This is a genomic window from Streptomyces sp. NBC_00358, assembly GCF_036099295.1.
In the GTDB taxonomy this organism is placed as follows: Bacteria; Actinomycetota; Actinomycetes; order Streptomycetales; family Streptomycetaceae; genus Streptomyces.
In genome coordinates this window covers 6,556,865-6,579,490 of record NZ_CP107976.1, presented here as the reverse complement: position 1 = coordinate 6,579,490, position 22,626 = coordinate 6,556,865, and the positions used below count along the sequence as shown (strand labels likewise).

The 22,626-nt window shown below is 71.5% G+C and carries 20 protein-coding genes and 1 pseudogene; 12 read left to right on the top strand and 9 right to left on the bottom strand.

Annotated elements, in window-relative coordinates; genetic code table 11:
- Positions 1–108: 108 nt before the first annotated feature.
- Positions 109–1,710 carry an MFS transporter gene (locus OHT01_RS28005; RefSeq protein WP_328555873.1) on the bottom strand — a complete coding sequence of 534 codons (1,602 nt, stop codon included), beginning with the start codon at positions 1,708–1,710 and terminating at the stop codon, positions 109–111.
- 239 nt (positions 1,711–1,949) lie between these two features.
- Here OHT01_RS28005 and panB point away from each other — a divergent pair, with 239 nt between their 5' ends.
- The 3 genes from panB to OHT01_RS27990 all read left to right on the top strand — a co-directional run bounded on the left by panB (position 1,950) and on the right by OHT01_RS27990 (position 4,985).
- Positions 1,950–2,837, top strand: a complete 888-nt coding sequence (gene panB, locus OHT01_RS28000) for a 3-methyl-2-oxobutanoate hydroxymethyltransferase (protein ID WP_328555872.1) — start codon at positions 1,950–1,952, stop codon at positions 2,835–2,837.
- A 295-nt stretch (positions 2,838–3,132) separates the two neighbouring features.
- On the top strand, positions 3,133–4,167 hold the full coding sequence (locus tag OHT01_RS27995; RefSeq protein WP_328555871.1) for an ATP-binding cassette domain-containing protein: 1,035 nt from the start codon (positions 3,133–3,135) through the stop codon (positions 4,165–4,167).
- Entirely contained in the window at positions 4,164–4,985 is an 822-nt protein-coding gene (locus tag OHT01_RS27990) for an ABC transporter permease (protein WP_328555870.1), read from the top strand. Before OHT01_RS27995 ends, OHT01_RS27990 begins: the two co-directional genes overlap by 4 nt.
- Before the next feature lie 56 nt (positions 4,986–5,041).
- Here OHT01_RS27990 and OHT01_RS27985 read toward each other — a convergent pair whose 3' ends face one another.
- Positions 5,042–8,665, bottom strand: coding sequence for an AfsR/SARP family transcriptional regulator (locus OHT01_RS27985; protein ID WP_328555869.1), 3,624 nt, complete (start codon positions 8,663–8,665; stop codon positions 5,042–5,044).
- 14 nt (positions 8,666–8,679) lie between these two features.
- Complete coding sequence (locus tag OHT01_RS27980; RefSeq protein WP_328555868.1) at positions 8,680–9,363, bottom strand: DUF6578 domain-containing protein; 684 nt, start codon at positions 9,361–9,363, stop codon at positions 8,680–8,682.
- A 114-nt stretch (positions 9,364–9,477) separates the two neighbouring features.
- On the opposite strand from OHT01_RS27980, the gene OHT01_RS27975 reads away from it, so the two are divergent.
- A complete protein-coding gene (locus OHT01_RS27975) occupies positions 9,478–10,275 on the top strand; it encodes a site-2 protease family protein (RefSeq protein ID WP_328555867.1) in 798 nt (265 codons plus the stop codon).
- A gap of 7 nt (positions 10,276–10,282) precedes the next feature.
- Here OHT01_RS27975 and OHT01_RS27970 read toward each other — a convergent pair whose 3' ends face one another.
- From OHT01_RS27970 to OHT01_RS27960, 3 genes are all read right to left on the bottom strand, one after another.
- Entirely contained in the window at positions 10,283–10,444 is a 162-nt protein-coding gene (locus OHT01_RS27970; RefSeq protein WP_167347425.1) for a hypothetical protein, read from the bottom strand.
- A 54-nt stretch (positions 10,445–10,498) separates the two neighbouring features.
- A complete protein-coding gene (gene npdG, locus OHT01_RS27965; protein ID WP_328555866.1) occupies positions 10,499–11,203 on the bottom strand; it encodes an NADPH-dependent F420 reductase in 705 nt (234 codons plus the stop codon).
- Between the two features lie 68 nt (positions 11,204–11,271).
- Entirely contained in the window at positions 11,272–12,447 is a 1,176-nt protein-coding gene (locus OHT01_RS27960) for a sialidase family protein (protein WP_328555865.1), read from the bottom strand.
- Positions 12,448–12,563: 116 nt separating this feature from the next.
- On the opposite strand from OHT01_RS27960, the gene OHT01_RS27955 reads away from it, so the two are divergent.
- Positions 12,564–13,166, top strand: coding sequence for a hypothetical protein (locus OHT01_RS27955; RefSeq protein WP_328555864.1), 603 nt, complete (start codon positions 12,564–12,566; stop codon positions 13,164–13,166).
- A 236-nt stretch (positions 13,167–13,402) separates the two neighbouring features.
- Here OHT01_RS27955 and OHT01_RS27950 read toward each other — a convergent pair whose 3' ends face one another.
- The gene (locus OHT01_RS27950) at positions 13,403–13,639 is read right to left on the bottom strand and encodes a hypothetical protein (protein ID WP_328555863.1); all 237 of its coding nucleotides are present in this window, start codon (positions 13,637–13,639) and stop codon (positions 13,403–13,405) included.
- Positions 13,640–13,697: 58 nt separating this feature from the next.
- Between OHT01_RS27950 and map the strand changes: the two genes are divergently transcribed.
- Positions 13,698–14,555, top strand: a complete 858-nt coding sequence (map, locus tag OHT01_RS27945) for a type I methionyl aminopeptidase (RefSeq protein ID WP_328555862.1) — start codon at positions 13,698–13,700, stop codon at positions 14,553–14,555.
- Positions 14,556–14,812: 257 nt separating this feature from the next.
- Positions 14,813–15,490, top strand: a complete 678-nt coding sequence (locus OHT01_RS27940) for a biliverdin-producing heme oxygenase (protein ID WP_328558297.1) — start codon at positions 14,813–14,815, stop codon at positions 15,488–15,490.
- 178 nt (positions 15,491–15,668) lie between these two features.
- On the opposite strand, the gene OHT01_RS27935 is transcribed toward OHT01_RS27940, so the two are convergent.
- Entirely contained in the window at positions 15,669–16,313 is a 645-nt protein-coding gene (locus OHT01_RS27935) for a PhzF family phenazine biosynthesis protein (RefSeq protein WP_328555861.1), read from the bottom strand.
- A gap of 200 nt (positions 16,314–16,513) precedes the next feature.
- On the opposite strand from OHT01_RS27935, the pseudogene OHT01_RS27930 reads away from it, so the two are divergent.
- The 5 genes and pseudogenes from OHT01_RS27930 to OHT01_RS27910 all read left to right on the top strand — a co-directional run.
- A pseudogene (locus OHT01_RS27930) lies at positions 16,514–17,035 on the top strand (hemin ABC transporter ATP-binding protein); the annotation flags it as partial.
- A 155-nt stretch (positions 17,036–17,190) separates the two neighbouring features.
- Positions 17,191–18,327, top strand: a complete 1,137-nt coding sequence (efeO, locus tag OHT01_RS27925; protein ID WP_328555860.1) for an iron uptake system protein EfeO — start codon at positions 17,191–17,193, stop codon at positions 18,325–18,327.
- A 10-nt stretch (positions 18,328–18,337) separates the two neighbouring features.
- Positions 18,338–19,675, top strand: coding sequence for an iron uptake transporter deferrochelatase/peroxidase subunit (gene efeB, locus OHT01_RS27920; protein ID WP_328555859.1), 1,338 nt, complete (start codon positions 18,338–18,340; stop codon positions 19,673–19,675).
- Positions 19,676–19,677: 2 nt separating this feature from the next.
- Positions 19,678–20,553, top strand: coding sequence for an iron uptake transporter permease EfeU (efeU, locus tag OHT01_RS27915; RefSeq protein ID WP_328555858.1), 876 nt, complete (start codon positions 19,678–19,680; stop codon positions 20,551–20,553).
- Positions 20,510–21,538, top strand: a complete 1,029-nt coding sequence (locus OHT01_RS27910; RefSeq protein WP_328555857.1) for a hypothetical protein — start codon at positions 20,510–20,512, stop codon at positions 21,536–21,538. The genes efeU and OHT01_RS27910 overlap by 44 nt, the downstream gene beginning before the upstream one ends.
- A 76-nt stretch (positions 21,539–21,614) precedes the next feature.
- Here the strand turns inward: OHT01_RS27910 and OHT01_RS27905 are convergent, their stop codons facing one another.
- Positions 21,615–22,349, bottom strand: a complete 735-nt coding sequence (locus OHT01_RS27905) for a bifunctional DNA primase/polymerase (RefSeq protein WP_328555856.1) — start codon at positions 22,347–22,349, stop codon at positions 21,615–21,617.
- Positions 22,350–22,626: the final 277 nt, after the last annotated feature.

The window sequence follows — 22,626 nt, the reverse complement described above, 5'->3', positions numbered from 1 at the left end:
TGTCATTCTCCCTGGTGCACGGTGACCGCGGGCGCCCGGTGAGGGGTGCCCGCGATCTCCCGCGCCGGCGCGGGTCTCCTTCGCCGGCGCGGGTCCCGTCCGCTGGCGTCAGTCCTGTGCGGCGTCGGCGGTCACCAACTCGGCCTCGTCCTCGCCCTTCTGCGGGGCCGCCGGACGGCCCGGCAGGAACAGCGCGACGACCACGGCGCCGATGACCGCGACACCCGCCCCGCACAGCGAGGTGACGTGCATGGCGTGCAGGAAGGCGTCGTTCGCCGGGGTGACGAGAGCCTTGCCCTGGGGGCCGAGCTTGGCGGCGACGCCGAGCGTGGCCTCGATGGACTCGCCCGCGGTGTGCCGCAGCGGGGCCGGGACGAGGCCGAGCTTGCCGTCGATGCCGTTGCGGTAGGCCGTGGAGAGCACGGAGCCGAGGACGGCGATGCCGAGGGCGCCGCCGACCTGGCGGAAGGTGTTGCTCAGCGCGGACGCGGAGCCGGCCTTCTCACGCGGCAGCGCCTGCATGATGACGACGCTGGTCGGGGTCATGATGTGCGCCATGCCGGCGCCCATCAGGAAGAAGATGACCTCCAGGATCCAGATCGGGGTGTCCGCCTCCAGCGTGGCGAACGCGGCCAGCATCGCGGCGATGAGCAGCATGGCCGCCGTGCAGGTGGCGCGGTTGCCGAAGCGGTCGACGACGAGCCGGGCGCGCGGCGCGAAGATGAGCTGGGCCACGGCCAGCGGCAGCATCAGCAGACCGGTCTGCAGCGGCGAGTAGCCCCGCACGCTCTGGGTGTAGAAGACCGAGAAGAAGGTCACGCCCATCAGCGCGAAGAAGACCAGCGCGATGGCCGACATCGCCGACGAGAAGACCTTGTTCTTGAAGTAGGTCACGTCGATGGACGGGTGGTCGCTGCGCATCTCGAACACCACGAAGGCGACGAGGACGGCGACACCGGCACCGATGGTCGCGAGGACCCGGGCGTCGGTGAAGTCGGCGAGCTGGCCGCCCTTGATGATGCCGTAGACCAGCAGGACCAGGCCGATGATCGAGAGGACCACGCCGACCGGGTCGAGGCGGCCCGGGTTCGGGTCGCGGGAGTCGGGGACCAGCCAGATCATCAGACCGATCGCGAGGATCACGATGGGCACGTTGATCAGGAAGACCGAGCCCCACCAGAAGTGGTCGAGCAGGACGCCGCCGGTGATCGGGCCGATCGCGATGGCGAGGCCGACACCGCCGGCCCAGATGCCGATGGCCTTGGGCTGCTCGTCGCGCTCGAAGACGTTCATCAGGACGGCGAGCGTCGCGGGCATGACGAAGGCGGCGCCGAGACCCATCAGCGCGCGGAACGCGATGAGCTGGGCCGGCGAGCCGGACTCGGCGGCCAGCGCGGACCCGATGCCGAAGACGGCGAGACCGGCGAGCAGCACCTTCTTGCGGCCGAGCCGGTCACCGAGGAGGCCCGCGGTGAACAGGAGCCCGGCGAAGACGAGGGTGTAGGCGTTGATGGCCCACTCCAGCTCACCCTGGGTGGCACCGAGCCCGGTGGGCGCGGGGGTCGAGATCGTCTTGATCGCGACGTTCAGGATGGAGTTGTCGAGCACCACGATGAGCAGGCTGAGCATGAGCGCGCCGAGGATCGCCCAGCGGCGCCGGTGCACCGCCTCGGGTACCCGTCGGTCGAGCGGAGGAGCGGAAGTTGTCATGGCAACCACCCTAAGGTGGTTTCGATACGACACCGTCTCGTATCGGAAAGGCTTTACGCAGACCTTACGAAGGGACCTAGGTCTCCGGTAGGAGACGCCCGGCGCCGAGGGGCGGGCGTGGTGTGAACTACATCCGGTCCTCGGGGGCCGGTCTAGCCGCGCGTAGCACGAAGTGCCACCATGGAGGTGATCCGGGGACGCCGTCAGGGTGCCTCGAGATGACAGAAGGAGCCGTTGCGATGACGCAGCTCTCTGCTGCCCAGAAGCAGCCTGCGCCGGGTGCCCTCAAGGCCACCGACAGCAGCAAGGCGCTGTACGGAGGCAAGATCACCCGCCGTATCACGGTGCGCGACATCACCGCCGCCAAGGAGCGCGGCGAGAAGTGGCCCATGCTCACCGCCTACGACGCGATGACCGCGTCCGTCTTCGACGAGGCCGGCATCCCGGTCATGCTGGTCGGCGACTCGGCGGGCAACTGCCACCTGGGGTACGAGACCACGGTCCCCGTCACCATGGACGAGATGACCATGCTCTCCGCCGCGGTCGTACGGGGTACCAGCCGCGCCCTGATCGTCGGCGACCTGCCCTTCGGCTCCTACCAGGAGGGTCCGGTGCAGGCCCTGCGCTCGGCGACCCGGCTGGTCAAGGAGGCCGGCGTGGGCGCGGTGAAGCTGGAGGGCGGCGAGCGCTCGCACCGTCAGATCGAGCTGCTGGTGGAGTCCGGCATCCCGGTGATGGCGCACATCGGCCTGACCCCGCAGTCGGTGAACGCCATGGGCTACCGCGTGCAGGGCCGGGGCGAGGAGGCCGCGCAGCAGCTGCTGCGGGACGCCAAGGCGGTCCAGGACGCGGGCGCCTTCGCCGTCGTCCTCGAACTGGTTCCGGCGGAGCTCGCCGCCGAGGTCACGCGCACCCTGCACATCCCGACCGTCGGCATCGGCGCGGGACCCGAGACCGACGCGCAGGTCCTGGTGTGGACCGACATGCTCGGCCTGACCGGCGGCAAGATGCCGAAGTTCGTCAAGCAGTACGCCGACCTGCGGCGCGTCATGGGCGACGCGGCCAAGGCGTTCGCCGAGGACGTGGTCGGCGGGACGTTCCCGCTGGAGGAGCACTCCGTCCACTAGGTCCCGCGTCCACCGAGGCCACCGAAGTCCCCGGGACCCCGGCGCCATCGCGGCCACCAGGGCCTCGGAGCCATCCCGGCCCCTGAGCCACGACAACCCCCGAGCCACTGCGGCACCAGGGACAACCCGCCGATCTTCCCCCGTCGGCGGGTTGTCGCCGTTCCGGGTCCGCCCTCTGCCCTTTCCGCGCCTTTCCACGTCCCGTCGGCGTCCTGTCGGCGACCTATCGGTAGCAGTCGGGACCTGTAGGCGTCCTGTCGGTCGTTTGTCGGTGGCGGCTGGCATCTTGATGGACATGACGCGAATCGACAACACGCCCCGACAAGCTGCGAGCGGCCGCAGCGCCGTCACCGTACGGGGGCTGGTCAAGCACTACGGCGAGACCAAGGCACTGGACGGTGTCGACCTGGAGGTGCGCGAGGGCACGGTCCTCGGGGTACTGGGTCCCAACGGCGCCGGCAAGACCACCCTCGTCCGCTGCCTGTCCACCCTCATCACCCCCGACGCCGGACAGGCCACGGTCGCCGGTTACGACGTACTGAGGCAGCCCCGGCAGCTCCGCCGGGTGATAGGCCTCACCGGCCAGTACGCCTCGGTCGACGAGAAGCTCCCCGGCTGGGAGAACCTCTACATGATCGGGCGGCTGCTCGACCTGTCCCGCAAGGACGCCCGCCTGCGGGCCGACGAACTCCTGGAGCGCTTCTCCCTCACCGAGGCCGCCAAGCGCCCGACGTCGACGTACTCCGGCGGTATGCGCCGCCGGCTCGACCTCGCCGCCTCGATGATCGGCAGCCCGACCGTGCTGTTCCTGGACGAGCCGACGACCGGTCTCGACCCGCGCACCCGCAACGAGGTGTGGCAGGAGGTCAAGCGCATGGTCGCCGACGGTGTCACCGTGCTGCTCACCACCCAGTACATGGAGGAGGCCGAGCAACTGGCCTCCGAGCTGACGGTCATCGACCGCGGCAAGGTCATCGCCAGCGGCCGGATCGACGAGCTGAAGGCACGCGTCGGCGGCCGGACGCTGCGGATCCGCCCGGTGGACCCGCTGCAACTGCGCCCGCTGGCCTCCATGTTCGACGAGATGGGGCTCACCGGCCTCGCCACCACGATCGTGGACAGCGAGACCGGCAGCGTGCTCGTCCCGATCCTCAGCGACGAGCAACTCACCGCCGTGGTGGGCGCGGTCACCGCGCGCGGCATCACGATCGCCTCCATCTCCACCGAACTGCCCAGCCTGGACGAGGTGTTCCTCTCCCTCACCGGCCACAAGGCCAGTGCCCCGCAGGACGCCACGCCCGCCAACTCCCGCGAGGAGGTCGCCGTATGAGCGCCGCCACCGTCACCCCGTCCGACGTCGTCTCCGACGCGCCGATCCCGCTGCGCTCCCATCTGCGCCACACCGGCGCGCTGATCCGTCGCAACCTGCTGTGGATCCGCCAGGACCCGGAGTCGATGTTCGACGCCATCCTGTTCCCGGTCATCTTCACGCTGCTGTTCGTCTACGTCTTCGGCGGCTCCATCGGGCAGTCGCTCGGTGGCGGGCAGCAGGCCTACGTGCAGTACGTCGTGCCCGGCCTGATGGCCATGATGGGTATGAACATGGCCCAGGGGGTGGGCACCGGCTTCAACACCGACTTCAACTCCGGTGTCATGGACCGGTTCCGGTCCCTGCCGATCGGGCGCGGCTCGGTGCTGTTCGCCAAGATCGCGGTGGAAGTGATGCGGATGCTCATCGCGACCGCGGTCCTCATGGTCGTCGGCGTCCTGGTCGGCTTCGACATCACCAACTGGCCCGGCCTGTTCGCCTCCGTGGGCCTGTCCGCACTCTTCGGCTCGGCCCTGATGTGGGTGTTCCTCACCCTCGGCGTGATGATGAAGAGCGCGCAGTCCGTGCAGGCGATGGGCTTCCTGGTGCTGATGCCGCTCCAGTTCGGATCGTCGATCTTCGCGCCGACGAAGTCGATGCCGGGCTGGCTGCAGAACTTCACCGCGTACAACCCGCTCTCCGCCCTGGCCGACGCCGCACGCGGGCTGATGGTGGGCGGCCCGGTCGCGCACGGCCTGTGGGTGACGCTGGGCTGGTCGTTCGCCCTGACCCTGGTGATGGCACCCGTCGCCATTCACAAGTTCCGTACCAAGAGCTGACGTTCGGCCCGGGTCCCGCGCACCGGGACCATCGGGCGCCGGTTCGCGTCCGCGCCTCAGACGAGGGCGGCGGCCTCCTCCACGGAGAGGCCGCCGCCCTCCGCGTACGCCGCCTCGTACACCCCGTCGCCGATCAGCGCCCGCACGCCCGTCTCGGCCTGCCTGCGCACCTCCACCTCCATGGGACCGGCGAAGTGGCCCGGCGGCAGCAGAGCGTCCGCGGCACCCAGCAGCCGTGCCGCGTCCCGGGCCCGACGGCCGCCGTCCAGACCGGTGAGGGCGATGGCGGCCGTGGTCAGATGGGCGGAGGGCATATGCGGCGCGATCATCCGCGACAGCCGGTCGCTGGACCGTTCCAGCGCCACGCGCACCTTGTCCAGGGCGCTTTCGCTCTGCCCGTCGATCGCGTCCAGCCACGCTTCGATGCCGAGCATGAACCCGTCGAAGAGGACGAAGGAACCGGCCCCGAAGTCCTCGCGCAGCAGCCATATCTGCTCGCGGGCCTCGGCGACCCGGCCACTGCGGCCCAGCCAGGTCGCGAGCAGGAGGTGGGCCGCCGGCATGGCCTCGTTGTGGGCACCGTGTCCGTCCGCCAGGACCTCGCGCATCATCCGCTCGCCGAGCTCGGGTTCCCCCAGCTCCAGGTACATGCTGCCGAGCCGGACCTTCAGCACCGCCGTCTGGGCGCGCGCCCCCAGCCGGTCCGCGTACTTCCCCGCCTCCCTGTAGTCCGCGGCGGCGGCCTCGAAGTCGCCCTTGCGTTCATGGGCCTCGCCGCGTGCGGAGAGCGATTCGGCGGCGCCCCACGCGTCACCGATCCGTCCGAAGAGCTCCAGCGCCTCGTCGGCGTCCACGGTGGCGTCGCCCGCCATGTCGGTGCGGTTGGCGAGGATGTTGGCGCGCATCTGGAGCGCGGTCGCCAGCTCCCAGTCGTAGCCGAGTTCGCGGCAGGTGTTGACCGTCTCGTTGATCACCTCGGTGAAGCGTTCCATCGTGCCGGTCAGCAGCACGGCGTAGAACCAGAGATAGCCGGGGGTACGGCAGATCTGCGGCATGCCGGGCTCGTAGGTCGCGCCGATGACACGGAGTTTCGCCTGCGCCTCCGGGGTCTGCCAGGCTCCCATGTCCATGTCCATATAGGCGAGATGGATGAGGTGGACGCCTCGCCGGGCCTCTTCGAGGACCTCCTCGCGCATCGGCGGCGGCGAGTCCGTGCAGCGCTCGTACAGGGGGACGGCCGGACGCACGGGCGGTGCGAAGGGGTCGGGGCCGAGACCCATCACCTCCATGGACCAGGCACGGGCGTCGACGCGCTGGTCGCGGATCTGCCAGTACCAGGCCAGCGAGAGGACCATGCACAGCGCCTCCTGCTCGTCGCGTTCGGTGACCGCGCGCCGCAGAGCGGTGCGGAGGTTCTCGTACTCGCGCTCGATGAGATCGATCGCGGCACGCTGTCCGGGGCCGCGCAGAACGGGGTCGGTGGTGCGGGCGAGTTCGCGGTAGTACTTGAGATGGGCGCGCTCGGTGGCGTGCCGGGCACCGGACTCGTCGAGACGTTCCCCCGCGTACTCGGCGACGGTCTCCAGGAGCCGGTAGCGCATCCGCGGCTCGCCCTCACCTTCGCCCGAAGGGGCCGCGACGACAAGGGACTTGTCGACGAGCGAGCCGAGGACGTCCAGCGCGGCCGGACCGCAGACGGCCTCGGCGGCGGCGAGGTCGCAGCCGCCCGCGAACACGGACAGCCGCCGCAGGGCGTCCCGTTCGGCCTCGTCGAGCAGGTCCCAGGACCAGTCGACGACGGCTCGCAGGGTCTGCTGCCGGGGCAGTACGGTGCGGCTGCCCGAGGTCAGCAGTCGGAACCGGTCGTCGAGCCGGTCGGCGATCTGCCGCGGAGTGAGCATCCGCAGCCGGGCGGCGGCGAGTTCGATGGCGAGCGGCAGGCCGTCGAGGCGCCGGCAGATCTCCGCGGCCGCCGCGGGGTCGTCCTCGACACGGAAGCCTGGCCGGGCGGCCGCTCCCCGGTCGGCGAGCAGCCGCAGCGCGGCGGGCTCCGGCAGCGGCTCCACCGGGCGCAGCAACTCCCCCGGCACGCCGAGAGGTTCACGGCTGGTGGCCAGAACGGTCAGTCCCGGGCAGCGTTCCAGCAGTGCCTCGGCGAGACGCGCGGCGGCGTCGACGACATGCTCGCAGTTGTCGAGGACGAGCAGCATGCGGCGCTTGGCGCAGTGTTCGGCGAGCCGGGTGAGCGGGTCGTCGTGCCGGTCGGCCACGGCCCGCATCTCCTCGGCACCGGCCCCGCGCAGCACGGTCTCGCGGGCGCCGACGGCGGTCAGCACGGCCTCGGGCACGGCCTTCGGGTCGTCCACCGGGGCCAGTTCGGCCAGCCACACCCCGTCCCGCAGGGTGGGGGCCAGCGCCTCGGCCGCCTCCTGCGACAACCGCGTCTTGCCCGCCCCGCCCGGCCCGAGCAGCGTCACGAGCCGGGCCCCCGCGAGATCGCCCCGGATGGCATCGATGTCCTTCTCCCGTCCCACGAAGGACGTGAGCCGGGCCCGGAGGTTGCCGGGGGACGGTGGCGCGGGGCGGTTGTCGTGGAAGGCGGACGCCGGTCCCGGGGCCTGGAAGGTTCCGGCGGGGGCGTCCGGAGCCGGGTGACCGGTGGCCGGGGCGGGCTGCCGCCCGGTGGCCGCGCGGGCGGCGGTGCCCGGGACACCCGAGCCGTCCGTACCGACGCCCGCGCCGGCGCGCTCGGCCGCGGTCCCGGTCGGGGTCCCTGTCGGGGTCCCTGTCGCGGCCCCGTTCGCGGGGCCGACCGCGGTCATGGTCCCGGTCCCGGTGTGTCCGGCCGGGGCGAGGAGACCTTCGGTGGAGGCGGGGGCAGCGGCCGGCGATCCGAGCCCGGACCGGGCACCGTCCGGGCTCCGGGTTCCGGACCGGTGGTCCCCGGGTCCGGGACCGGTCAGCAGTTCCGCGTGCAGGGAGCGCAGTTCGGAGCCCGGGTCCGAACCCAGGCGATCGGCGAGCAGCGCCCGTACGGATTCGTAGGCGGCGAGGGCCTCGGCGGCCCGGCCCGCGTCGCGCAGCGCACGCAGTCGCAGGACGTGCAGCGGCTCGTCGAGCGGGTGCAGATCGCAGAGGGCGGTGAGCTCGGGCAGGGCCTGTTCGGCGTGGCCGAGGGCGAGGGCCGCGGCGAGGCGGGCGCGCCGCACGTCGAGACGCCGGGTCTCCCAACGGGCCGACTCGGCGGCGCGGTCCGGGAGATCGGCGAGGGCCGGTCCGTGCCACAGGGCGAGGGCGTCCTCCAGGGCGGCGGCCGCTTTGGCGGGGTCGCCGTCGGTGAGGGCGCGGGTGCCCTCGCCCGCGAGCCGCTCGAAACGGTGCAGGTCGACGTCGTCGGCCGCCGCCGCCAGCCGGTAGCCGCCCTCGACCGACTCCACCGCGTCGGCGCCGAGCGCCCTGCGCAGCCGCCCGACCAGCGCCTGCAGCGCGCCGGGCGCGTCCGCGGGCGGGTCGCCGTCCCACACCTCGTCCACCAGGACCGCCGCGGAAACGGTCCGTCCGGGCCGCAGCGCGAGAACGGTGAGCAGGGCACGCAGCCGCGCCCCGCCGACCGGGACGGGCGTGCCGTCGGGGCGGAGTGCCTGGGTGGTACCGAGAATGCGATAGCGCACGGGGTCCATTGTCTCCGGTGACGTCAGGTGCGGGGGTCGGGTACGTCGAGTTCGGCCAGGACTCCGGCGCCGTCCTCGCCGAACCACTTGGGGCTGCGGTCCACGGCCTCCGACGAGAGGGTCGCGGGCGCCCGTTCCCCGGTACGCGATCCGGGGGCGGTGTCCGTGACGTCCCGGCGCACCAGGTGGATCGTACGGACAATGCCCGTCGTCCCGGGCCACCCGGAACTGTGCCGCTCGACGGTGAGCAGCCCGGTCCGACGAACCCGTCGCCCCAGCCCGGCCCCGGCCCCATCCTCACCCACGTTCCCGCCATCGCCATCGCCCGGTCCCCCGAGATCACCCGGATTCCCGCGATCATCGCGAGAGCCGCCCGGGCCCCGGGAATCACCCGGCCCACCCTGGCCGCCCGCCGCGTCGGGGGCGTCGGGGGCGTCGGGGGCGTCGGGGGCGTCGGGATCACACGGGTCGGCGGCGAGGGCCGCGGCCAGGCCGTCGTCCGCGCGCAGCAGCCGGACCGGTCCGTCCTCGCCGGGCACCAGGTCCACCGTCGCCGTGATCTCGCCGAGTTCCGCGGACCAGCCGCCGCCGAGCACCTCGTCCGGGTCGTTCAGCACCAGCAGCCAGGTCACCTGGTCCCCGACCGAGAAGGGGGTGCCGCAGCACTCCATCTGCCAGTCCGCGTAGAACACCCGCCATCGCCCCATCCCCCCACCCTCCCCGGAACCAATGCCCGATGGCGAGACGTTTTCGGCGTGAGCCCGGTACGGTCGGGCAGGCCCGAGCACACATGTACCAGCCCCGCCAGTCCAGGGAGTCCCATGACCACCGCCGCGACCCGCCGCAGCGACCGGAGGATCAGTCCCGTCTTCGTCGGGATCGTGGCCGTCATGGCGGTGGCCGGCTGGGCCACCTGGACCGGGTTCGCCGAGCAGCCCGGCGTGGCCGTCTTCCTGTTCGTAACAGCGGCCTGGGTCGTCTCCCTCTGCCTGCACGAGTACGCGCACGCGCGCACCGCGCTGCACAGCGGAGACATCTCGATCGGCGCCAAGGGCTATCTGACGCTGAACCCTCTGAAGTACACGCACGCCCTGCTGAGCATCGTGCTGCCGGTGATCTTCGTGATCTTGGGCGGGATCGGTCTGCCGGGTGGCGCGGTCTTCATCGAACGCGGCCGGATCCATGGCCGCTGGAAGCACAGCCTGGTCTCGGCGGCGGGCCCGCTGACCAACGTCCTGTTCGCCGTCGTGTGCACGGCGCCGTTCTGGCTGCACGCCGTGGACGGCGTCCCGGCGGCCTTCCGCTACGCGCTGGCCTTCCTCGCGCTGCTCCAGGTCACGGCCGCGATCCTGAACTTCCTGCCCGTCCCGGGCCTGGACGGCTACGGCGTGATCGAGCCCTGGCTGTCGTACGGCGTGCGCCGTCAGGTCGAACCGTTCGCGCCGTTCGGTCTGCTCGCGGTGTTCGGGCTGCTGTGGCTCGCGCCGGTGAACCGGGAGTTCTTCGACATGATCGACGCCATCCTGCGCGGTCTGGGCATCGGCACCGGCGACGCCGACTGCGGACAGTGGCTCTACCGCTTCTGGCAGGAGAACAACGACATCTGCCTGAAGTCCTGACCGGACGCTACGCCCTGCCGCGCCGCGCGTAGTACCAGGTCATGTTCGACGACAGGCCCGCCAACAGCACCCATACGACGCCCAGCCAGCTCCCCTGGACGAACGAGACGACGGCCGCGGCCACGGAGAGGACACAGACGGCGAGGGCGTAGAGAGCGAGGCGGGGCATGGGGTCGGCTCCTGTCGGGGGGACACTGCTTCGCACCAGTGTCCCCCACGCGACTCAGACGTCCGTCACCCGCAGGCCCGCGTGTGCCTTGTAGCGCCGGTTCACCGAGATCAGGTTGGCGACGAGTGCCTCGACCTGATGGGCGTTGCGCAGCCGGCCGGAGAAGACGCCCCGCATGCCGGGGATGCGGCCCGCGAGCGCCTGGACGATCTCCACATCGGCCCGCTCCTCGCCGAGGACCATCACATCGGTGTCGATCTCCTCGATCTCCGGGTCCGAGAGAAGTACGGCGGAGAGATGGTGGAAGGCCGCGGTGACCCGGGAGTCGGGCAGCAGGGCGGCGGCCTGTTCGGCGGCGCTGCCCTCCTCCGGCTTCAGCGCGTACGCGCCCTGCTTGTCGAAACCGAGCGGGTTGACGCAGTCGACGACCAGTTTTCCGGCCAGTTCCTCGCGCAGCGATTCGAGGGTCTTGCCGTGGCCCTCCCACGGCACGGCGACGATCACGATGTCGCTGCGCCGCGCGGTCTCCGCGTTGTCGGCTCCCTCCACACCGTTGCCGAGCTCCTCGGCGGCGGCCTGCGCGCGGTCCGCGGCGCGCGAGCCGATGATCACCTTCTGTCCCGCCCTGGCGAGGCGGTGGGCGAGGCCCTTGCCCTGCGGACCGGTGCCACCGAGCACGCCGACGACGAGCCCGGACACGTCGGGCAGGTCCCAGGGGTCCTTGGCGGGGGCCTTCTGTGCACTGTCAGTAGAGGTCATGGGCCGACTTTACGTGCGCTCGGCGCGGCAACACGCGTGAGGTGACCGAGCGTCCCGGGTGACGACGGTCACCCGAGGGCGGTCAGCGGAACCCGACGGAAGGTGATCGTCTCGTACGCCCCGAAGTCGCCCGTCTCGTAGAGGAGTCCGACGGTGGTGGTGTCGACGCGGACGAGATCGGAGTACGCGGCGGGCAGCCCGTCCACCGTGTGCACCGGACGCCAGGTGGTGCCGCCGTCGGCCGAGGCGCGGACCGTCATCAGGGCGCGGTACTCCGGGTCCGCGGGCCCCGAGTACAGGAGCAGGTCCGGGTCGCGGAGCTGGAGCAGGCTGCCCTGGACGACCGGGGTGACGAGCCCGGCCTGCGGCCGGAACGGTCTGGCCAGGGTTCTGCCGCCGTCGAGGGAGTGGGCGTCGGCGCGGTTGCCGGGCGACGGGGAGTCGTTGCGGGTGTTGAAGTAGACGCGGCCGTCCGGGAGTTCGGCGGCGGTGGTCTCGTTGGCGTTGATGTAGCCGTTGGTGTTCTCGTCGATGTAGCCGAGGTACCAGGTCGCGCCGCGGTCGTCGCTGAGCAGGCAGTGGCCGCTGTTGTACTTGGCCTCGGTGCCGTTGTCCGTCCCGGTGGGCGGCAGTGTGTGGTTGCCGGGGACCACCACCCGGCCGGAGCCCAGTTGGAGGGCGTGCCCCGGCGTGGTGGCGTACCACCGCCAGGCCGCCTTCTTCACCTGCGCGGTGATCTCCTTCGGGGCCGACCAGGTGAGCCCGTCGTCGTCGCTGTGCTGCACCCACACGCGCCGCCCGTCGGCCGGTTTCACCTTGCCGCGCAGCAGGGCGTCCTCGGACGCGGTCGCCGCGCTGCGGACGTGGACGAGCAGGACGCGGCCGGTGTCGAGGACGACGGGCGCGGGGTTGCCGGCGAGGTCGGCCCCGTTGTCCGCGACGGTCCGGAGCGGGCCCCAGGTCCGGCCGCCGTCCGCGGAGCGCTTGAGCACGATGGCGATGTGTCCGTGGTCGTTCGCGGAGCCGACCCTGCCTTCGCAGAAGGCCAGCAGAGTGCCGGTCCGGGTGGCGACGACGGCCGGGATGCGGAAGCTGGCGTACCCCTCGCGCCCGGCACGGAACGGAACGCTCACTCCGGCAGCCGCGCCCGTCCCGACGCCGGCGTCCGTACCCGTGTCCGTGCTCGTGCTCGTCTCCACGCCGGTGTCCGTAACGGTGCCGGGGTCTGCGCTCGACTGTGTCATGGCCGGGCTCCCTGCTGCGGTTGCTGGTGGGGTCAGTGGTGTGGGTTTCTGCCCAACTCGGGCGAATTCGTGGTGAACTCCGGGTCACGAGTGGCCGGTTGCGGCAGGATGCGGTCATGGATGCCGTACGGGTCGCGTTGCTGCGTGAAGTGCTCGCCGGGACCGAATGGCTGGGGGCGACACGGCGGTTCGGGGGAACGCTGCGGGGATCGGTGGTGGCGTACGGCGGCGGGCTGCTGCTGGTCGGTTCGGAGGAGTACGAGCCCTGGCACCTCGCGGCGCATCTGGTGGACGAGGCGGCGTGGTCGGGGACGCCGGAGCTGTCGCCGACGCTGGTGCGGCACGGGGCTCGGGAGTCCGATCCGGCTCATCTGGCGGTGGGGCTCGGGCGGATCGAGGCGGCCAGGCGCGGGGAGACGCTGCTGGTGGTGGCGCCTGACGCGCCCGGGGCCGCGCTGCTGGAGCGGGTGCACGACGCCCGCAGGGCCGGGGCGACGGTCATGGCCCTGTCCGGGGGCGAGGGCGAGCTGTCGGCGCTGGCCCACGAGTCGCTCGCGGTGCCGCCGGATCCCGAGCTCGACCTCGACACCGTGCAGCATCTGGTCGGCGCGGCGGCCGGGGAGAACTCGCTGCCCTCCTCCCGGGGCCGGCACCGCTTCCGCGACCGCCTGTCCCGCATCGCGGACCAACTGACGGCCCCACCGTCGTACCGGTGGTAGACGTACGGGCGCCGGTCCGGGCCGGCGGCGCGCTTCACGTCGGAGCGGTGGGGCCGCTCGCCGCCGGCCTCCCGAAGCCGCTGCCGTACGACGGCCGCACGAACGAGCACGCCCCGCGGACGCGCTCCGCGCGGCCCGAGGACCGCCCTCCGGCGCCCCCGGTCACGGCGTCCTGGCCCGACCGTACGGTCACGCACCGGGACCCGGCGCCAAGGCCGGCCCCGGAACCCCGTGCCTCAGCCGTCCTCGCTGCCCGGTGCCTTGCCCGACGCGTCGTGCCACTTCGGGTCCGTCTCCCACTCCAGGTTCCGCTCACGCGCGAGGTCCATCGCGTGTTCGGCCTCCGCGCGGGTGGCGTACGGGCCGAAGCGGTCCTTGGCCGGGCACTCGGGGCCCTCCTCGACCTTCTTGTGCTCCAGGCAGTAGTACCACTCGCCGGGCTTGCCGACCGTCCGCTTCTTGAACAGGGCCATCACCAGCTCCTTTCGCCTAGGACATGTTCCCCCATGCCCGCTGGTTAGACTCGCTGCCATGTCTGGCCAGTCGCTGCTCGTACCAGGGGAGCTTTCTCCCACCCGTCCCGTACCGGGAAACATCAGGCGTCCCGAGTACGTGGGAAAGCCCGCCCCCACGCCGTACACCGGACCGGAGGTGCAGACACCCGAGACGATCGAGGCGATGCGGATCGCCGGGCGGATCGCCGCGCAGGCGATGGCCGAGGCCGCGAAGCTCATCGCGCCCGGTGTCACGACCGACGAGCTGGACCGGGTCGCGCACGCCTACATGTGCGACCACGGCGCCTACCCGTCGACCCTCGGCTACCGCGGCTTCCCCAAATCGCTGTGCACCTCGGTCAACGAGGTCATCTGCCACGGCATCCCCGACTCCACGGTCCTGCGTGACGGCGACATCATCAACCTCGACGTCACGGCGTACATCGGCGGTGTGCACGGCGACAACAACGCGACCTACCTGGTCGGCGCCGTCGACGAGGAGTCGAGGCTCCTGGTCGAGCGGACCCGGGAGTCCCTCGACCGCGCGATCAAGGCGGTCAGGCCCGGGCGCCAGATCAACATCATCGGGCGGGTCATCGAGTCGTACGCGAAGCGCTTCGGGTACGGGGTCGTCCGGGACTTCACCGGCCACGGGATCAACTCCTCGTTCCACTCCGGTCTGATCGTCCCGCACTACGACAACCCGAACGCGGCCACCGTCATGCAGCCCGGGATGACCTTCACCATCGAGCCCATGCTCACGCTCGGCACGCACGAGTACGACATGTGGGACGACGGGTGGACGGTCGTGACGAAGGACCGCAGGCGCACGGCGCAGTTCGAGCACACCCTCGTCGTCACCGGGAGCGGCGCCGAGATCCTCACCCTGCCGTAGCCGTCCAAAGTCCCCGCGCCGCCCGGCGGCCTTGAGTTCCCGGGCTCTCCGAGCCCCCTGAACCCGTCCTGTCCACAGGGCGGGTTCTCTCATGTGGACGCGACGGGGAACCGGGGTACGGTTTTACCGACAGGATGTCGGGAAGGCTATTGACTTAGGTAAGCCTAACTATAGAAGATGCGATTGATCTTGCACCGCTCCCGCCCTTCCTCATCGGCTCCGGAGGCCCCATGAACGCGTCGGACACGTCGGCCGCGATGAGCGCGCCCGCCGCCTCGAACCCGGCGGGCACACCCTTCTCGACGCTCATCCGCACCGCGTCGCACGAGCAGCACACCGAGGCGGAGACCTCGACGTTCATGGGCGACCTGCTCGGCGGCCGGCTCGGCGTCGAGGCGTACGCCCGCTACACGGAGCAGTTGTGGTTCGTGTACGAGGCGTTGGAGGCGGAAGCCGGGCGGCTGGCCGCCGATCCGGTGGCCGGGCCCTTCCTGCGCCCCGAACTGCTGCGCCGCACCGCCCTGGAACGCGACCTCGCCCATCTGCGAGGCCCCGACTGGCGTGACACGCTCACCGCGCTGCCGGCGACCCGCGCGTACGCGGACCGGGTCACGCGGTGCGCCCGCGAGTGGCCGGGCGGCTATGTCGCCCACCACTACACCCGGTATCTCGGGGATCTGTCCGGCGGCCAGATCATCCGCGGCAAGGCCGAACAGACCTGGGGCTTCAGCCGCAAGGGGGACGGCGTCCGCTTCTACGTGTTCGAGGACATCGCCAACCCGGCCGCGTTCAAGCGGGGTTATCGCGAACTGCTGGACGGTGTCCCGGCCGACGACCTGGAGAAGCAGCGGATCGTGGCGGAGTGCAAGCGGGCTTTCGCCCTGAACACCGGGGTGTTCAGGGCCCTCGGCGAGGAGTTCCCGCTGACCGCGTGACCGTCCGCTCCGGGGCCCGGGTTCCCCCTGCCCCCTGCCCCATCACCGTCCGGGAGGGCAACGCGGTCCGCGCGGTCGCGGACCGGTGGGGGCGGGCCGCGCGGTTTCCCGCGCCCCCACGGGGGCCGTCACGTCCGTGTGCGGGGCCCGTTGCTCGGTTCCGTGCGTCCGGACGCTCTCAGCGTTCCAGGCGGACCCGGCCGCCCACCTCGACCCAGTCGTTCGGCTGGGGGGCCGTGAGGATCTGCGAGCCGACGCCCTGGGTGATGTTGAGGGCCCGGCCGAGTTGCTGGGTCAGCAGCAGTGCCGCCGCCCCGGTGGCCTCGTCCTCCTCGATGCCGTCGTTGCGGCCGGGAAAGGCACGGGCCCGCACCCGCCCGCCGGCCTCGTCCTCCCAGGCCCAGGCGTAGATCCACTCCCCCGACGGCGGCACGTCGAGCGCTTCGACCTCGGCCGCGGACCCGTGCCGCCGGAGCGTGCGCGGCGGCGCCCACTCGGACCGTGCCTCGATCCAGCTGAACTCGCCGTCCAGCCGGACTCCCACCACACCGGCGGGCGTGACCAGTTCGGGCACGTCGAGCAGCCAGCCCACCCCGACACAGGGGTGACCGGCGAACGGCAGCCGCAGCGTCGGGGTGTAGATGTCGATGACCCCGCGCTCGGGGTCGTCGACGAACACGGTCTCGCTGAAGCCGAGCTTCGCGGCGAACTCCTGCCGCTCCGCGCGGTCCGGCATCACGGAGCCCTCGCGCACGACACCGAGCTCATTGCCATACCCGCCGCCTGGTCCGCAGAAGACCCGCAGCACGTCGTAGTCAGTCACTCCGGCATTCAAACACCATCCGCGCGATCGGTGCCCCGCAGGCCCGACCCGCCTGCCCCGCCCGCCCCCGGACGCCCACTGGTCCAGGGAACGGTGTCGTGAACGGGCGGCCGGAGCCGCCGTTTCCACCGTTCCCGCCGACTCCGCCAACTGGGCGTCGTCGCTGAGGGCCGCTGAAGGTGAGGTCGAGACCATGACTGCCGTTCACCGTCGAGGAGGTCGTCCGGATGGGCCGGGCACCCTGGGCCCACGCCCCGCGGGGCGACGACGGGGACGACGAGGCGGTCACCGAGGTCACCGCGTTCGCGGCGCGCTCGTTCGGCGCGCCCAGCGGCTGGGAGCGGGCGCGGGTGGCGCCGGTCCGGGTGCTCGCGCAGCGCGCCCCGCTGCTGCTGCTCGACGAACCGACGGCCGCACTCGGCCTGCGAGACCAGGAGTTGGCGCTACGGGTGTGCCGCGAAAGGGCGCACGCCGGTGGCGCGGTGGTCGTGGTGTCGCACGATCCGGGTCTGGCGGCCGCCTACGCGCACCGGGTCGCGCTTCTGTGCGCCGGTCGTGTCGCGGCCCACGGCGGACCGGCCGAGGTCTTCACCGACCGGCCGCTGACGGACGTGTACCGACAACAGGTCGAGGTGTTCCCACACCCCAGGACCGGGGCCGCGCTCTTCACCACCAAGCCGAGGCTTGACCATCCCTTGACGATTCCATGGGATCCGATTTGAGTCACCGTGATCAAGCCGTTCCTGTCCGGCATCTGTGAGAGCTGAATCACCGTACGACTGGGTATCAGTGAGGCAAGCCTCAGATAAGTTAGGCCAGCCTCACCATGCCGAACGGATCTTGCCGTGCGGCTTGTCCGACTTCTCTTGGAGCCTGAATGCGAGCCGTCCGACTCTCCGTTGTCACCGCTGCCGCCGCCGCGGCGACTCTGGCCGCCGTCACGGGTTGCACCCAGAAGAGCGACGCGAAGAACGGCGACGCGATCCAGGTGACGGCCGCGGACTCCAAGTGCGACACCTCGACCAAGACCGTGCCGTCCGGCCAGGTGACGCTGAAGATCGAGAACAAGGGGTCCCAGGCCACCGAGGTCGAGATCGTCTTCCCCGACGACCGGATCGTCTCCGAGAAGGAGAACATCGGCCCCGGCACCAAGTACACGCTGACCGCCGAGGTGAAGGCCGGCGCGTACGAGATCGCCTGCCGCCCGGGGATGAAGGGCCGCGGCGTCCGCCAGAAGCTCACCGTGACCGGCGGCAAGGTCGCCAAGCGGGACCCGCGCCTGGACAAGGCCGTCGCCAATTACCGCGCCTGGGCCCAGGCGGAGGCCGACACCACCATGCCGAAGGTGAAGACGTTCGCCGACGCCGTCAAGGCCGGCGACCTGGAGGCGGCCAAGAAGGCCTACGCCCCCTCGCGCGTCGGCTGGGAGAGCACCGAGCCGATCGCCGAGTCGTTCGGTGACATCGACCCCAAGACCGACACCCGCGCCGACGGCCTGGAGAAGGGCCAGAAGTGGACCGGCTGGCACGCGCTGGAGAAGGCGCTGTGGGCGGACAAGAAGATCGGTGACGAGCAGAAGACCCTCGCCGACCAGCTCGTCACCGACCTGACCGACTGGCAGAAGCGCGTCGGCAAGGCCGAGATCACCCCGACCTCCATGGCCAACGGCGCCAAGGAACTGCTCGACGAGGTCGCCACCGGCAAGGTCACCGGCGAGGAGGACCGCTACTCGCACACCGACCTCAGCGACTTCAAGGGCAACGTCGACGGCGCGCAGAAGGCGTACGAGCTGCTCAAGCCGGTCGCCGCGGAGAACGACGCGGCGCTGACGACGGAGCTCGACAAGCAGTTCGCCGCGCTGAACAAGCTGCTGGACAAGTACCGGACGGACAAGACCTCGGACGGCTTCGTGTCGTACGACAAGGTCGGCAAGGCCGACCGCAAGGAGCTCTCGGACGCGGTCAACGCGCTCGCAGAGCCCCTTTCCAAGCTCGCCGCCGCCGTCGTGAAGTAGGAGCAACGCCATGACGGACACTTCGGACACCTCGGACAGCATGGACGCCACGGACGGCACGGAGGGCACGGACGGCACGCGAGCCGTCAGGTCCGCCGATACCGGCCCGGCGCCGACCCGGCGTTCCCTGATCGGCTGGGGCGGTGCCGGGCTCGCGCTCGGTGCCGCCGCGGCCGGCGGCGCCGTCGCGATGACCCGGGCCGGCAACGACGTCGATCCGGCCGGCGCCGACACCGGCGCCGCCGTCCCCTTCCACGGCACGCACCAGGCGGGCATCGCGACAGCGGTCCAGGACCGGCTGCACTTCGCCGCGTTCGACGTGAAGACGGACGACCGCGCCGAGTTCGTCCAGCTCCTCAAGGACTGGACACAGGCGGCCGCCCGGATGACCGCCGGGCACACGGTCGGCGAGGGCGCGTACGGCGGTCTGGCCGAGGCACCGCCGGACGACACCGGTGAGGCGCTGGGGCTCAAGCCCTCGCGGCTGACGCTGACGATCGGCTTCGGTCCGTCGCTGTTCGAGAAGTTCGGTCTGGCGGACCGGCGGCCGGAGGCGCTCGTCGACCTGCCGGAGTTCCCGGGCGACAACCTCGACAAGGCCCGCAGCAACGGCGACCTGTGCGTCCAGGCCTGCGCCGACGACCCGCAGGTGGCGGTGCACGCCATCCGCAACCTGGCCCGCATCGGCTTCGGCAAGGTCGCCATCCGCTGGTCGCAGCTCGGCTTCGGCAAGACCTCGTCGACGACCCCGGACGCGCAGACCCCGCGCAACCTCATGGGCTTCAAGGACGGCACCCGCAACATCGCGGGCACCGAGACCGCGCGGCTGGACAAGTTCGTGTGGGCCGACGGGAAGGACGGCGGCACGAACTCGTCCTGGATGACCGGTGGTTCCTACCTCGTCGCCCGGCGCATCCGGATGAACATCGAGACGTGGGACCGCACTTCGCTCCAGGAGCAGGAGGACGTCTTCGGCCGCGACAAGGGCGAGGGCGCTCCGGCCGGCAAGGCCAAGGAGCACGACAAGCCGTTCCTGAAGGCCATGAAGCCCGACGCCCACGTCCGGCTCGCGCACCCCGACTCCAACGACGGGATCACGATCCTGCGCCGCGGCTACTCCTTCACGGACGGCACGGACGGCCTCGGCCGGCTCGAAGCGGGCCTGTTCTTCCTCGCGTACCAGCGCGACGTGCGCAAGGGGTTCATCCCCCTGCAGCGCAGCCTGTCGCGTTCCGACGCGCTCAACGAGTACATCCAGCACGTGAGTTCGGCGGTCTTCGCCGTCCCGCCCGGCGTCCGGGACAAGGACGACTGGTGGGGCCGGACGCTGTTCTCCAAGGAGGCGTAGCCGTGTTCAGCAACTATCTGATCGGTCTCCGCGAGGGCCTGGAGGCCAGCCTCGTCGTCTGCATCCTCATCGCCTACCTGGTGAAGACGGACCGCAGGGACGCCCTGAAGCCGATCTGGATCGGCATCGGCGTCGCCATCGCCGTGGCGCTCGCCTTCGGCTGCCTCCTCGAATTCGGCTCCCAGGAGATGACGTTCCAGGCGCAGGAGGGGCTCGGCGGTTCGCTGTCGATCCTCGCCGTGGGTCTGGTGACGTGGATGGTCTTCTGGATGCGGCGCACCGCCCGGCACCTGAAGTCCGAACTGCACGGCAAACTGGACGCGGCGCTCGCCATGGGAACGGGCGCGCTGGTCGCCACGGCGTTCCTGGCGGTCGGCCGGGAAGGACTGGAGACGGCCCTGTTCGTGTGGGCGTCGGTGCACGCGGCCAGCGACGGCACCCCCCGCCCGCTGATCGGTGTGGCGCTGGGCCTGGCCACCGCGGTCCTCCTCGGCTGGCTCTTCTACCGGGGCGCCCTGAAGATCAACCTCGCCAAGTTCTTCACCTGGACCGGCGGCATGCTGGTCGTCGTCGCCGCGGGCGTGCTCGCGTACGGCGTCCACGACCTCCAGGAGGCCGACTTCATCCCCGGCCTGACGAACCTCGCGTTCGACATCAGCAACACGATCGATCCGACGAGCTGGTACGGCACCCTGCTCAAGGGTGTCTTCAACTTCCAGCCCGACCCGACCGTCCTTCAGGTCACGGTGTGGGCGCTGTACTTGGTCCCTACGCTCACGATCTTCCTCGCCCCGGTAGGGTTCGCCTCCGGGAAGGGGAAGGTGAAGGCACCTGATGAGCAGACTTCGCACGGGTCGCAGCCCACGAAGGCCTCGTAGTCCCATCCGCTTCGCCCTGGGCCGTCTCGCCCTGGCGACGGTGACGGTGACCGTCCTGTCGTCCGCGGCGGGCGGCTGCGTGGTGGTGCACGGCGAGCGGGAGGTCGTCCCCGCCGCGACCCGCACCGAAGCCGCCCGCGCGCTCAAGGACTTCACCGCCGCCTACAACAAGGCGGACGCGACGTACGACCGTTCCGCGGACGCGGACCGGGTGGCCGGTCCGCTGGCGGCCATCGACGCTGCCAAGCTGAAGGCCGGACGGGTGAACAACCCGTCCGGGAATCCCGCGCATTCGGCGCTGGAGTTCAGCGACGCCGATTTCTCGATCCCCGCGAAGGCGGGCTGGCCGCGCTGGTTCGTGGCGAACACCGCGGCCAACAAGGGCGCGCCGGGCAGCCGTTGGCTGCTCGTCTTCACCCGGGGCAGTGCCGACGAGCTCTGGCAGGCCTCGTATCTGACGGTCCTCGGGGCCGGTGACGTACCGAAGTTCACGAAGGACGAGGGCGGCTGGGCGCAGCCGGTCACGGGCGACGACCCGGCGCTCGCGATCGAGCCGGCGAGGCTCGGCCGGTCGTACGCGACCTATCTGAAGGCCGGTGGCGACACCTTCGCCCCGGGCATCCACACCTCGCAGTGGCGGACCCAGCGCGAGAGTTCCGCCAGCAAGCCCGGCCTCGCCCGGCAGTACATCGATCAGCCGCTGACCTCGGGCGACTACGCGCCGGTGGGGCTGCGCACCTCGGACGGCGGGGCGCTGGTGTTCTTCGCCACGCACCGCTACGAGAAGGAGACCGCCGCCGCGGGCATCGGGATTCCCGCCCCCGGCGCGGACGTTCGGGCCCTGACGACCGGCGAGATCAAGCAGTCCCTGACCCTGGAGTTCGTCTCCAACCAGGCCGTCCTGGACCCGTTGAAGGGTTCGGGCAAGCCTCAGGTGTCCGTCCTCGGGCGGATCGAGGGGCTGACGGGAGCCGAGGGCGAGTGACCCGGCGTGGCTACCCGCGCCGGGTGCGCCCACCCGTTCCCGGGGCGCGCGCTCGACCTGCCCGAGCCGGCGGGGCTCAGCCCCGGTGGGGCCAGGCGGCGAGCTGGTCCGCGCCGTTCTCCCCGGCGTAGCGGGCGCATTCGTCGGTCAGGATCTCCAGGAGCGTGAGCGGGTCCGGCAGCGGATGCTCGGGGCCGCGCACCCAGTCGACGCTCAGGCCGCCCGGCAGCTGGGCAGGCGGTACGAGCACGTACGAGCCGCGGCAGTGCCAGCGGAAGCCGGGGTGCTCGTCCATCGTCTCCGGGTGGCAGTCCAGCTCGCAGGGCCACCACTCGTCCTCGTCCTCGGGCGTACCGCGGGTGAGGGTGAAGAAGAGCATGCGGCCGTCGCCGGTCTCCGCGACGGGGCCGACCTCGATGTCGGAGGCCAGCATCCGCGCCAGCGCCTCGCGCCCGGCGTCCAGCGGCACGTCGAGGACGTCGTGCACCATGCCGGTCGCGGTGATGAAGTTCGCCTTCGGCTGGTGCCTGGCCCAGCGCTCGATCTGCGCGCGGTCGGTGGTCGACTGCGTCTGCCAGGCGAAGGAGACGGGGTGGCGCGCGGGCGTGGGGCAGCCGACGCGGTCACACGAACAGCGGTAGCCGGAGGGGTACGCGGCCTGCGCGAGCGGCAGCCCGGCGGCGGCGGCGGCGAGCAGCAGGGCCTCACGCCCGCCGGCGGAGGTCTCCGCGGGGGCCTTGGGCCGGCGTCCGCGCAGCCACTGGGAGATCCTGCCCCGCGTGCCGGAGCGGCGGCCGAACTCTGCGCTCATCTATCCCCTCGCCTCGCCGTAGTGCACTCGTCCTTGCCCCATCGTCCCACCATCCTGCGCCCCGGGTGGCCGGAGCCGACAACCGGGGTAGGTGGGGCGATGCGTTCGCCCGACCCTGATCAGGTGTTATTACGCGATGTGAGGAGATTTCTTCACCCCCGGCGGGGAGCGGGACCTCGCAGCGCGTAGTCGACGGACGTGTCCGCGTAGTCGCACGGGACGACGGAGGCCGTCCGCCGACGCCGACGGACGGGCACACCAGGCCGGCATGCCGGAC